Source organism: Proteus alimentorum, assembly GCF_002607735.1.
Lineage (GTDB): Bacteria > Pseudomonadota > Gammaproteobacteria > Enterobacterales > Enterobacteriaceae > Proteus > Proteus alimentorum.
On record NZ_NBVR01000013.1, the window covers coordinates 24,224 to 37,350 of the forward strand.

Annotated in this window: 8 protein-coding genes; 5 read left to right on the forward strand and 3 right to left on the reverse strand. The window is 36.8% G+C overall.

All coding sequences use genetic code 11. The annotated features are described in order from the left end of the window. Positions 1-114 precede the first annotated feature (114 nt). Complete coding sequence (gene satP / locus B6258_RS01975) at positions 115-678, forward strand: acetate uptake transporter (RefSeq protein WP_099073864.1); 564 nt, start codon at positions 115-117, stop codon at positions 676-678. Between the two features lie 19 nt (positions 679-697). Here satP and B6258_RS01980 read toward each other — a convergent pair whose 3' ends face one another. The 3 genes from B6258_RS01980 to B6258_RS01990 form a co-directional block, all read right to left on the reverse strand. Continuing rightward, a complete protein-coding gene (locus B6258_RS01980) occupies positions 698-1,282 on the reverse strand; it encodes a rhomboid family intramembrane serine protease (protein ID WP_099073865.1) in 585 nt (194 codons plus the stop codon). An 88-nt stretch (positions 1,283-1,370) separates the two neighbouring features. Beyond that, positions 1,371-2,282, reverse strand: coding sequence for an N-acetylglucosamine kinase (nagK, locus tag B6258_RS01985; protein ID WP_099073866.1), 912 nt, complete (start codon positions 2,280-2,282; stop codon positions 1,371-1,373). 158 nt (positions 2,283-2,440) lie between these two features. Then, a complete protein-coding gene (locus B6258_RS01990) occupies positions 2,441-2,992 on the reverse strand; it encodes an NADAR family protein (protein WP_099073867.1) in 552 nt (183 codons plus the stop codon). Between the two features lie 1,363 nt (positions 2,993-4,355). On the opposite strand from B6258_RS01990, the gene B6258_RS01995 reads away from it, so the two are divergent. The 4 genes from B6258_RS01995 (at position 4,356) to B6258_RS02010 (ending at position 13,115) form a co-directional block, all read left to right on the forward strand. Beyond that, a complete protein-coding gene (locus tag B6258_RS01995) occupies positions 4,356-4,754 on the forward strand; it encodes a hypothetical protein (RefSeq protein ID WP_099073868.1) in 399 nt (132 codons plus the stop codon). Positions 4,755-4,925: 171 nt separating this feature from the next. After that, entirely contained in the window at positions 4,926-7,046 is a 2,121-nt protein-coding gene (gene bcsA / locus B6258_RS02000; protein ID WP_099073869.1) for a UDP-forming cellulose synthase catalytic subunit, read from the forward strand. 2 nt (positions 7,047-7,048) lie between these two features. Next, the gene (gene bcsB / locus B6258_RS02005) at positions 7,049-9,400 is read left to right on the forward strand and encodes a cellulose biosynthesis cyclic di-GMP-binding regulatory protein BcsB (RefSeq protein ID WP_099073870.1); all 2,352 of its coding nucleotides are present in this window, start codon (positions 7,049-7,051) and stop codon (positions 9,398-9,400) included. A 13-nt stretch (positions 9,401-9,413) separates the two neighbouring features. Further along, entirely contained in the window at positions 9,414-13,115 is a 3,702-nt protein-coding gene (locus B6258_RS02010; RefSeq protein ID WP_099073871.1) for a cellulose biosynthesis protein BcsC, read from the forward strand. The last annotated feature ends 12 nt before the right edge of the window (positions 13,116-13,127 follow it).

Here is a 13,127-nt window from a genome sequence, read left to right on the forward strand (position 1 = left end):
TATTCAAAAATATACCCTGTCGGATCATTGTTTTTAGATGTATTACCTCTTATCATCCAGCGCTTTCAAATTTTTTTTAATTTTCCCCTATTATTTTTAGAGGTTTTAGGTTTTATGACTAACGAACGCATTGCCAATCCGGGTCCATTAGGTTTAATGGGTTTTGGTATGACAACGATTTTGTTGAACATACATAATGCCGGTTTTTTCCCAGTAGTCTCAGTCATTATGAGTATGGGAATTTTTTATGGTGGGATCGCTCAAGTTATTGCTGGAATTTTTGAGTTCAAAAAAGGCAATACTTTTGGGGCCACTGCATTTACCTCTTACGGCTTCTTTTGGGTGACATTGGTTGGAATTTGGTTATTACCCGTGATGGGGTTAAGCGAGCCAACAACACCTCTCTTTTTGGGTGTATTTTTAGCGTTATGGGGAATTTTTACCTTTTTCATGTTTATTGGCACGTTAAAAGCCAATAGAGCACTCCAGTTTATCTTTTTAAGTCTGATCATTTTATTTGCTTTGCTGGCGATAGGAAATATCACTGGTAATGCACTGATTTTAAAAATTGCAGGTTTTGAAGGTATTATTTGTGGTGCCAGCGCTTTTTATCTTGCAATGGCTGAAGTATTAAATGAGATGTATGGCAGAACAATACTGCCGATTGGTCATAAATAACCGCTTTATAAAGAAGTGGCTATTTAGCCACTTCTATTACTTGGCTTTTACGGCGTATTAATTTTCTTGCACACCATGTATAAAGTAATCCTGCAACGACACCTGAAATATGTGATTCTGTTGATACACCTAATTGTCCCGGAATTAATCCGTAGGCCATTGATCCATAATAAAATAGAACAAAGAGTGCAATTACAATATCGATAATTTTACGTCGAGTAAAAGCGTGAGCAATAAGTAAAGACCATAATCCAAAAATCCACCCACTTGCACCAACGTGAATGGCACTTCGTCCAAAAATCCAAACTAATAAACCGCTTACGATAATAATAAATATACTGGATAACACATATTCTCGTAGAGATTGTGTCATGGATAAAAAGCTAAGAATAAGAAGCGGGAGTAGATTACTAAATAGATGAGACCAAGATCCATGAATGAAAGGCGCGATAAAAATACCCATTAAACCTTCACCCGTTCTTGGAATAATCCCCCATTGAAAAAGAGATATGGGAAATAGTGAGTCAATAAGTTGAAGTAAGACTAATATGACAGTTAATCCACCAAGAAAGGTGAGTCTTTTTTTAAACCAAACTTTATCCATAACAGTAGCCTTAATAATGTGATGACGTTGATAAAACACTATAAATAGAAGAGCCTTTAATAAAAGAAGAAAGGCTCTTTTTTATTTATCAGTCTAATAAATTAAGGCAAGCAGCTCCACGAGCGCCACCTGCATCACCATGACGTGCTTTTTCTATTAATGGTATTTGTGCATTTCCGTAAACACAGTGTGAGAGATATTCAGGTAATAGCTCATACAGTGCGTTAAATTGTGATAATCCACCACCAATAACAATTAAATGAGGGTCAAGTACAGTAAGAATATTGCTAAGGTAAATCGCAAGTACTTTCATATAGCGATCAACGTGCTCCAAAGTCTTTTCATCGCCTGCATAATATTGCTCAACAATATCAACGGCTCTTTGCGGTGCATCATTGAAGGCTTTATACATACGTTCAAAACCACGGCCTGATAAATAGGTTTCAAAGCATGCTTTTTTACCACAACCACAAATAATTTTTGGCATTGTTTCGCCGATCACGTTATCTGCATCCACATTCAGATTCATATGACCGATTTCACCGGCAATTCCATTCTTGCCAGACAAGACTTTGCCATCAATAACAAAACCGCCACCCACGCCTGTTCCTAATATAAGACCTAGAACAGAAGGGTGATGACGAAATTCAGGATCCCAAGCTTCCGATAAGGCAAAGCAATTAGCATCATTTTCAACTTTAACGGGTCTATTGAGTATATGTGCGAGATCGTGAACCATCGGCTTGTATTTAGCTGCTGGAACATTAGTGGTAAATACGGTTCCTTCTTTAGCATTTACAATACCAGGAACACCAACACCAACTTTTCCTTTATAACCTAGTTCATTGTCAGCTTCTAACGTCAGTTCCTTAAAAACATTCAATAATGCTTGATAGTCATTTTTAGGTGTAGGAACACGTTTTTGCCATACTTGAGTTAGATCTTTATCAAAAACGGCAAGCTCAATTTTAGTGCCGCCCATATCAAAACCATAATACATATCAGTCTCTTAATTATTCTGTAAATATTATTTATAGCAACGACAAGGTTGTCGTTACGTGGCCATTTCTATTTCAGTCAATACTTAAGCTATCTCTACTGCTTATATACACTAGGTTAAAGAAGAACAGTGATTGGTGACAGTTGAGTTTTCTTTATCTATTGATTACTACCTTCAATTAAAACACTACGTACTTTCATTAGAGCAAAGCCTAATAAATTTAATCCATTCCAGAGAAGAGGGTTGTTAATCTCGTTATCTTGCTCACTTAAACCGACCCCCCATATTTTATCAACGGGGCTTGCCTCAACAAGCACACGATTGCCTGTTGAAATCAGAAATTTACCAAGTTCTTCATTTTGGGAAAACTTAGCGATATTGGCACGAATAACAATATCCATACGGTGTTGTTCCCAAATGGCTTGGTCAAATCCTTTTACTTCTCTACCTAATGCTTTAGCTGAGCCAGGATTAGAGGCAGTAATAATGCGCCTTCTGACTTCTATATCATTAAATAGCTTCGCTTTTTCAGCCATCATATAGTGCTCAGCGCTGGCATATCGTACATCATCTAATATAAAAGGTGCTGGATACCATTGGCTAAAGCAACTTTTTGCGATGTCATTACCTTTACTTTTGTGTCCCCAAAAGTAGATGTACTTTATTTTCTTCCCAGCACGAAATTCTTTTTTTAATTGTTCTAAATCCATCTTTTTTCCATTATGTTGAATACTCCTAATTCACTTAATAAAGATAGCATAGAAGTAAAGAAGGATAGAGTGCCTTTTTGCTATTCTGTGAGTAGGTGAAGCGATTCCGCTATTTTGAATTATTCTTATTAAATTAATCTTAATTTGATTTGTTTTTACTAAATGATAAAGAAAATAGAACTTAGATTACTAGGATTGCTCTTAAAAAAATAGCGCTGAAAAGCTTCTTTATTTATATAATGACATAAAAAGATAATCTTAAAACGATAACTCTCACTTAGTATAAAAGTATAGGTAATTAAGTATTTTTAATATAAAAGGGTGAAATTATTGGTATTTATACGAAGTGTTAGTGTTTATAACTAAAACAATGCTTATTATATAATTAATTTAATAACTTAGGTTAAATAACATGCTTATTTTTATTGTTACATTTATTATTTGAAATAGGTCACGCTTTTTTGTTTGTTAAGATAAATTAACAATATTATTTTATAGATAAAATATTACTTAAGTTAATTATTCTGGAATACAGGTTATTCTTAGTGGTATTTACTATAAGTAAATAATAAAACCAGTCATAGATTGATGATCTATTTTTGTCTTTTATTTTAATGTTTTTTTCTAAAACTTAACCAACTCTGATGTATTTTATTTTTTTTTCATAAAATGAAACGGTCGTAATATGATAAAAAGCAATAAACTCACCTTTTAGGTGTAAAAAAGGGGGCTATTTTGATGATGATCAAGATGAATAAATAATCCTTTCTATTTTTAATTATTATTTTTTTATCTTTTGGGGAATAAAAAAATAGAGTTTATTAAAATTGATCTCGATGGGTTCTTTGATTTTTAGAAGAAACAATATCAACAAATGATTATTTTGGAATTTTATTTTTATAAAATTTATACAAATTGTTATTAGTTAACTATAGTTATTATCTGGTTTTTAAATCTATTTTTTTAGGTAAAAAAGACGCTATTTTTGATGGTGATAATAAATATAAAATTAAGTAAAAGTACCCATTTTTATAAAGTGAAAATGAGAGTTGTTTTATTTTTTACACTTTTTTTGATGTTGTCTTTTTCATTAAAATAATTATACAATTTAATTTAAATAATCATTACTCCTAATCGGATGATGCTTATTTGTAATTAAATAGATCAGTGTTTATAAGATTATTTTACCCTACATAGTTGATGTTCATTAATTGATGATTTAATGAGAGTTTAAATATGAATTTATAAAGATATATTCTTAAATTATTGTGAAAATTATCTATAAGGTTCTCTCTTCCTTATTTGGGATGAGCATCAAATTATTGAACAAGGTTTAGAGTACTGTTATTAAAGGGGCCACACTATGTATGATGATATTAGTAACCTAAAAGATAAGTTTCAGGAAGATGCCTTTGCTTTTCAAGAGTTTTCTTCCTCTACAATACAAGATGTTGATAATAAAATAGAACCAGTAGTGATAAATAAAGAAGATAATAATAATATTAGTAATCTAAGTAATGATACGTTTTCTGAAACTTCACTTGTAGTGAAAAACGAACCAAAACAGCCTGTTACTTCATCGTCTATCCCTTCTTATCACCAGGATGCTTTAGTTGTTAAAGCAAAGAAAGACAATTTAATTAAGAGTAAGCAAAATTTGTTAGCAGATAATAAAATATTTGATAGCAAAGAAACGGATAGAGTTCATGCTCATGAGAATATATCATTAAAAGATATATTGTCATTTATTGCTTCTGTCTAATCTAAATAAGCAAAACTCTTTGTGTAAATAAATAATATTGACTGGTGTCAATCTTTAGCCATTGTTATTTTATTTTTTAAGATAAGTTTATTTCTTTTCGATATTTATTAATGTCGATGGGGTGCCTTTGTCTTAAGAAAAGATCTATGGCGATGACAAAGGTATGGGTTTATGAATAAAATAGTTAAAACATTAATTACGGCTTTTCTATTGATAACAATGTTTTCACTCATTGTTATGCCAATGAGCGCCGAGCAACAATATATATTCGGTATTATCAATATATTGCTGTTATTTGTTATCGGTTTTAAAAAATCAAAAAAACGATTATTAACAATGGTTTTTATTTCATTGTTGATGTCAACGCGTTATCTCTACTGGCGTGCCACAAATACCTTAAATTTTAATACAACTATTGAGGCTGTTTTAGGTAGTGGTTTATTCATGGCTGAGATTTATTCTTGGATAATATTAGTTCTAGGATACTTCCAAACGTCATGGCCATTAAATAGAAAGATCGCGCCTTTACCTAAAGATGTTTCTCAATGGCCTACTGTTGATATTTATATTCCAACATATAACGAAAGCTTGAATGTTGTACGTGATACCGTCCTAGCTGCACAAGCTATCGATTATCCGCAAGATAAAATGAAAGTTTATATATTGGATGATGGTAGCCGTGAAGAATTTAAACAATTCGCTGGTGATGTTGGTGTAACTTACATTGAACGTGAAGTTCATGATCACGCTAAAGCGGGTAATTTAAATCATGCTATGGGATTAACAGACGGTGAGTTAATCTGTGTTTTTGACTGTGACCACATCTCAACACGTATTTTCTTGCAAGCAACAGTCGGGAGCTTCCTTGAAGATCCAAAATTAGCGCTGATCCAAACTCCACACTATTTCTACTCAGCAGACCCATTTGAACGTAACTTAAGTGCGGCGAAAGACGCACCGCATGAAGGTGCTCTTTTCTATGGCCCTGTTCAACGTGGCAATGATAACTGGAATGCGACATTCTTCTGTGGTTCATGTGCTGTTATGCGTCGTAGTGCGCTTGAAGAAATCGGTGGTATTGCCGTTGAAACGGTAACCGAAGATGCGCACACTGCGCTTAAATTACAACGCTTAGGTTGGAACTCTGCATTTATTGATATTCCTTTAGCCGCAGGTCTTGCAACAGAACGTTTAGCATTACATGTTAACCAACGTATTCGTTGGGCTAGAGGAATGACTCAGATATTCCGCGTTGATAATCCAATGCTGGGTCGTGGTTTAACATTCCCTCAGCGTTTATGCTATCTCAATGCCATGCTCCACTTTCAGTACGGTTTGCCTCGTATCATTTTCTTGACTGCGCCGTTACTGTTTATGTTATTTAACCTTAATATTATCGCTTCCTCCGCAAGCATGATATTTGCCTATGCATTGCCACACTTAATCATGTCGGTTTATGTGAACTCGAAAAATATCGGTAAATACCGTTACTCTTTTTGGGGAGAAATTTATGAAACCGTTATGGCATTTAGTTTGGTACTACCTACCTTACTGAGCTTAGTTTCACCAAAATTAGGTAAATTTAACGTAACAGATAAAGGTGACTTGCTTGATAAAAGCTATATGGATTACCTCACTGTACGTCCATTAATTATTACTGCACTTCTTCTTATTACTGGGATTTCATGGGTTGTTATCCGCTACCTATTAAATGACTTCCAAGGCATTGATCCATTGGTTATTGTTTTAAACCTTGTTTGGGCGACTTACAGTTTATTTATCATTCTTGCCTCTATCTCAGTAGGAAAAGAGACACGACAAATTCGTAAGAATACTCGAATCAATGCATCTCTACCGATTACGTTACATTTTGATGATGGCGCTGAGTTAACAACGACCACTGAAGATATTTCAATGGGGGGGGTTCGCATTGCCGTGAATAAGATGTCTGAACTTCGTCAACGTAATGTCACTTCAATCACCCTGAATGTACAACGAGATGAAGTGACTGTTCCTGTTGATATGGTGAGTTTAGAAAGCAATCAACTGCGTCTTGAATTCTTACCTATTGATTTAAATCTTCGCCGTAAATTGGTGCGCATTGTCTTTGGTCGTGCTGATGCATGGATCCATCAAGCAGATTATAAAGACAAGCCATTTAAAGAATTGGCAGGCATTACACGTTGTATTTTTGAACTGTTCTTTGGTCGTCGCCAAAAAGTGAAAGCACCAGCAACAAGAACAAAAGCAAAAGCTTCACTCTCTGTGCAATCTATTAACGGGGATGACTAAGCATGAAAAAGAAACTGACATTAATGCTAAGCCTGACGGCGATAGCGATCGCAAGTATTCATCTTTCTCAAGCAGGTACTGGAATGTTAGAGCTAGGCGGGGAGGTTTTACCTGACCCGACTTCTTATACTCATTCGCCTGTGCAACAAAATGCGAATAACGCGATCCAACTTGAAGATGGCGTATTGTCTGAAGCGCGTAATATTGAAGAGCAATTAACATTGGCACAGATGGGAAGTCCATCACCTATCGTGCTATCAGGAAGAAAATTACTTTCTGGTGTGACTTTTAATATGGCGAACGATTTATTTATTGATAACGCCACATTAACGATGAAAGTGAAAGCGTCTCAAGGATTAATTCAATCTGATCAAACACTTCACTTAATGTTAAATGGTCAACCTATGGGATTTCTGCCTTTAGAAGAGGGGGGGCAAGAGCATGAATATGTTTTAGAAATTCCTGAAATGATGTTGACGAATGTGAATAACCTCAGCTTTCGTTTAGCTAATCGTGATGCATTGGATGAAAACCAATGTATTCCTCCGCTGGCTGAAGGATTAAGTTTGGTTATTTCACCAGATTCATCATTAGATTATCGAGGTCGCTGGATTAATGGCGGGTATAGTCTGGAACGATTGCCCCTACCGTTCTTTGATCCTGACAGAATGACAGCGACCTCGTTACCTATCATATTGTCAGATAAACCTGACCATGCAGAGGTAACAACAGCAGCCATTGCTGCATCATGGTTTGGCAGTTTTAGCCATGATATTAAGCAAGTTGATTTACCTGTTTTAATGAATCAGTTACCTGAAAGTGATGGCATTTTAGTCGGCTATTCAGGACAGACTATTGCCGGTATTACCTTACCTTCAGGAAATAGTGGGCAATTAACCATTGTTGATAACCCCGTCGATCCTGTTTTCAAATTATTACTGATCAGCGGTGATAATGAGAAATCTCTTCGCCAAGCAGTATGGGCGTTAAGCAACGGTAAATTGCCACAAAACGATCATTTAGTGGTGCCTTCTCAAACGCTTGCCATGAGTAAGGATTACGATGCACCTCGTTGGTTAAATACCAATAAACCGGTTTTGTTAAGTCAAATTGCCAATAATAGTGATGATTTCTCACGCCAAGGTATTAACCATGCACCAAATCAGTTTTCGTTTCGTGTCTCTCCCGATCTCTTTTGGTGGGATGGTGATGCACTGCCTTTAGATTTGAAATATGTTTTTCCCCATTCGGATAAACTAAATAGTCGTCGTTCTTCATTAATTGTCTCTTTGAATAACCAATTCTTAGGTGCATTGTATCCAGCGCGTTCAGAGCCTTTAGGTATGTTAAGACAATGGCTAGGAATGGAGAGCGAACAGCAAAATAGCACGCTCTATTTAAATCCTCGTCAAATTTATAGTCAGAACCAATTACAGTTTTATTTTGATTTACGTGAACCTGATGATTCACCGTGTATTTTAACGGATGGCAGTAGCTTAATTAGCCAAATAGATCCGCAATCTACGTTGCAATTTAAAAATACTTGGCACTATTCAAGAATGCCGAACTTGGCTTATTTTTCAGGAGCGTCATTCCCATTTAGTCGCCGTGCAGATTTTTCACAAACCACACTGCTATTACCTGAAAATCCAACAATAGAAGAGCTTTATACCTTAGTGAACTTAATGGCGAGATCAGGTTATTCCACAGGTACACCGGTTTCTCATGCTTCGGTTTTCTTAGGGGCTAAAGAGCTTGAGAAAAATAACCTCTCTCAACACGATGTGCTAGCGATTGGCTCATTAAATAGTGAGGGATTTTTACCCGCTCGTTTTTCACAACAAACATTCTCATTTTTAAATAAAAACGTCGAAATCAAACCACAATCATTGATTGATAAAGCAAAAGGTTGGATTGCTGGCGATTATTTATCTCAAAGTGGTGATGCTGCAAGTTACTTATCTTCAGTGAAAGATTGGCGTGGCATGATGAGTTTTATCTCACCTTGGGCAAGCGATAGAGTTGTCGTATTGGTTACAGCTAAAGGTAATGATTCGATAAAAACCATTATTAATGACTTAAATTTAGCCCAAATAAATGCGGCCATTAAAGGCGATATCACTCTTATTAGTGGTAAAGACACCGTAAAAAGTTTCCATTTAGGTGAACACTTTTCGCAAGGTGACTTACCTTTCTTACAACAATTCCTTTGGTATAGCTCTAGACACGTCTATTTGCTGGGTCTTTTAGCTGTTGGTTTTTGTGCGCTGACGGGCTTCGTGACTTATTACTGGTTACAGCGTCGTTCAACTCGTCGTTTACATCAGATATCACAGTATCGTTCAGACAAATAAGGGGGGATATAAGATGAAAAATCACGCACTTAATATCATCGTTAAAGTTATTTATGCAGGTTGCATTCTAGGAGCTTCAAGCCAAGTACAGGCAACCGCAGTTGAAGCCAATACAACAGCAACGGATCCAAATATTGTCAGTTCTCTTATTGAACAAGCTAATTATTGGCATGGTAGAGCGCACGATGAACGTGCAGTAGAAGCACTGCAAAAAGTCCTGATTATGGAAAGCAATAATCAGGATGCGCTGTATTTAATGGCATTCTTTACAGCGCAACAAGGTAATGAAAAACAAGCAACATATTGGCGAGAAAAACTTGCGCAAATTGCACCGCAAGATCCGCGAATTGAAGGATTAAAAAACATCCGATCATCACAATTTAGTGAACAACAATTAGGATATGCCAGAGAGTTAGCCAAAAAAGGGCAACATGAAGAAGCAATAAAAGCGTATCAACGTTTATTTGTTAGCAGTGAGCCACCTGAAACACTGGCGTTAGAATATTATCAAACCATGGCTGGTGTGCCCGCTATGTTGCCTCAAGCTATTACGGGATTAAAGCAACGTGCTGCATTAATGCCTGATAATAAAGAAACGCAAAAAGCATTAGGATTAACGCTAACGTATAACGAAGAGACGCGTCGTGAAGGTATTACTATTTTAGGTAATATCTCAGGTGATGAGTCAGCCAAAAAAGGTATGCGTCAAGCTCTGTTATGGCTGAATGTTCGTCCTGATGATGAAGTGTTATATAAAACCTATTTGCAAGCGAACCCGAACGATAAAGCCGTTGCAGAGCATTTCCAAGGCGCTATTCAAGGTAATGCACGCCAAGCAGGTTATACCGCATTAAATAAAGGTAAATTAAAAGAAGCCGAAGGTTATTTCAAACAAGCTTTAGCAACAGATAACAATGATGCACAAGCCTTAGCGGGTTTAGGTTATATCGCATTACGTTCTGGTGATTTAACCACAGGTCAGCGTTTATTAAACCAAGCTGCGCAATCAGGTGGCGAACAAGGCAGTAAATGGAAGCAGCAAGCGGAAGATGCGGGTTTTTATGCGCAATTACACAGTGCACAACAACGCGCTAAACAAGGGAATATTCAACAAGCTCTTGATCAATTAGCACCATTAACGGGGGCTTCCGGTGAAAAAGGATTGTCTGCCAACTTATTACAAGCTGATTTATTCCGTAAGCAAGGTAATTTACCTGCTGCTCACCAATTGCTGTCAGGGCTTTATCAGCAAAATAGCCGTAATGAAAAAGTGATTTCTGCTTATTACTATTTATTAGTTCAAGAAGGACAGAATACAAAAGCAGAACAATTACTGGCTCAACAATCTGCCTCTTTGCGTCAAAAACTGACTGCGAATACAGATCCTTCAGAGAAATTACGCCGTGAAGCACAAAAAGCGTTAGAAAATGGTAATCGAGTTCAAGCAAGACAATTGCTTTTACAAGCTCAACGTAAAAACCCGCAAAATAACTGGGTTTACCTTGATTTAGCACGCCTAATGGTCGCTGATGGTGACAATGTTGGCGCAAAAAATGTTATTTCACAGCTACAAAACCGTAGAACACGAGATTCTGATTATGTGGTTTCTCTGTTTTATGTTGAGCAAAAAGAGTGGGATAAAGTTTTTAACTTATTAAGTAGCCATAATCAACAAACTGAAGCTGAAAAAGCGTTATTACAGCGTGCGCGTTTTCATCGCCAACTTGCGCAAGCTGACCATTATCGTCAAGCAGGAAACCTTGTGGCAATGCGTAATATTTTACGTCCATTAATGAATCAAGTCGCTGATTATCCAAATGATGTGGGTGAATTAGCAGAGAAATTGGTTAACAGTGGATTAAACGATGAAGCGTTGCAATTAGTTGAAAGTGATATTGCAAAAGGCACTAAAGGCTCAGTAGGTAACTACGCTGGCCATATCAATGTTCTCAATGAATTAGGTCATTATACACAGGCATCTAGCTTGATTAATGATCCTGCTTTACAACAAGAAACACCGATTGTTGAGAAAAAACGTTTAGAAGTTGCCACTAAAGTTGTGCAAGCAGATAGCCTACGCGAAAAAGGTGAAATGAAAGCGGCTTATGACACGCTAGTGGTTGCTTTAAAAGCGTCACCGAATGATCCCGATTTATTAATGGCATTAAGTCGTGTTTATTTAGCGCAATCCATGCCTGAACAATCAAACAAAATTCTTTCTTACTTAGAAAAAGAGCAAGGAAAAGATAGCAAATTAATCCAAGCTCAAATCGAAGTGGCATTAGCACAAAAAGATGGAAGAAAAGCACAACAGTTATTGCAGCAAATTCCTTCATCTTCACAACCTACTTATTTATTACAAGCCGCGCAAATTGCACAATTAAATGGTGAGAATCGCAAAGCATTGACATTACTGCGTAGTGCACAATGGCAAAACAGTGATAGCACATTAAAAACCTCTGCAGGTCAATTAAGGGCATTAGGAGGGAGTGATAATCCTACTATTGCAGGTTCTATCTATGAACATAAAGAGATGGCATCGGTTCAACGTTCTATTCGAGAACTAGAAGAGAAAGTCTCACCTTGGGTACAAGGTGGTGTGGCTATACGTCATCGTAATGGTGATAAAGGATTATCTAACGTCACTGAAATTTCAGCGCCAATGAGTATCTCGAGTGTTCCTGGTGAAGAGTTCCGTTGGGAATTTAGTGTTAACCCCGTTTCAATGACAAGTGGCTCGGTTTCCGGAGAAAGAGCTAACCGCTTTGGCTCTGGTCAGCTTCAACATGCTGAACGCTTTGCTAAAAATAGCGACAACCATGATGAGAAAAACAAAATTAATGCCGATGAAGCAGGTAGCCAACGTGCTTCTGGTGTTGAATTAGGATTGCGTTTATCAGACAAGGATCTCCGCTTTGATGTGGGTTCAACGCCATTAGGTAAAGATACGGCAACGGTTGTCGGTGGCCTCACATATTCGCCTCAAATTAGCCAAAATGGGCAATTAACACTGACTGCGGAGCGCAGAGCCATAAAAGATAGTCTACTTTCTTATATGGGGCGTACTGATCCCATGACAGGTGAAAGTTGGGGGCGCGTAACACGTAACGGCGCTAAAGTTCAATATGCTTGGGATGATGGAAAAATTGGCGCCTATGCTGGTGGTGGTTTCTATAACTACGAAGGTAAAAGTGTTGCGAGTAATGATGAAGTAAAAGCGTGGATTGGTTCTTATGCTAAGTTCTATCAAGATGATCAACAAGAAGTAAAAGCAGGTGTGCATGTTGATTATATGAACTTTAGAAATAACCAAAACTACTTCTCATTAGGGCACGGCGGTTACTTTAGTCCACAAGATTATGTGTCTGTTTCATTGCCTGTTGCTTATACCCGCCGTTTTGAAAAAGGTGAAGTCTCATTAAATGGTGCAATAGGGATACAAAGTTACAAACAAAAAGGCAGTGATTATTTTCCAACGCATGGTTATATGCAAAACGCATTAAATAAAAAGAATGCGAGCGATCCTCGTATTAAATCTCAGTACGAAGAAGAAGACGAAACAAATTTCACTTACAGATTAGGTTTAGACGCGAAATATTATTTAAACAAAGAAACAGAGTTAGGTGTCAGCTTATCGCATGATACATCGGGTGATTATGCTGAAGATAATATGTGGTTACACTTAAAATATACCCCAGACTTCCTGTCTAAATAATTAAGGAGACAA

Excerpts from the sequence above, each read along its gene's own strand:
- B6258_RS01995 (WP_099073868.1), top strand. The coding sequence starts at position 4,356 with ATGTATGATGATATTAGTAACCTAAAAGATAAGTTTCAGGAAGATGCC.
- bcsA (WP_099073869.1), top strand. The coding sequence starts at position 4,926 with ATGAATAAAATAGTTAAAACATTAATTACGGCTTTTCTATTGATAACA.
- B6258_RS02010 (WP_099073871.1), top strand. The coding sequence starts at position 9,414 with ATGAAAAATCACGCACTTAATATCATCGTTAAAGTTATTTATGCAGGT.
- B6258_RS01990 (WP_099073867.1), bottom strand. The coding sequence starts at position 2,992 with ATGGATTTAGAACAATTAAAAAAAGAATTTCGTGCTGGGAAGAAAATA.
- satP (WP_099073864.1), top strand. The coding sequence starts at position 115 with ATGACTAACGAACGCATTGCCAATCCGGGTCCATTAGGTTTAATGGGT.
- nagK (WP_099073866.1), bottom strand. The coding sequence starts at position 2,282 with ATGTATTATGGTTTTGATATGGGCGGCACTAAAATTGAGCTTGCCGTT.
- B6258_RS01980 (WP_099073865.1), bottom strand. The coding sequence starts at position 1,282 with ATGGATAAAGTTTGGTTTAAAAAAAGACTCACCTTTCTTGGTGGATTA.
- bcsB (WP_099073870.1), top strand. The coding sequence starts at position 7,049 with ATGAAAAAGAAACTGACATTAATGCTAAGCCTGACGGCGATAGCGATC.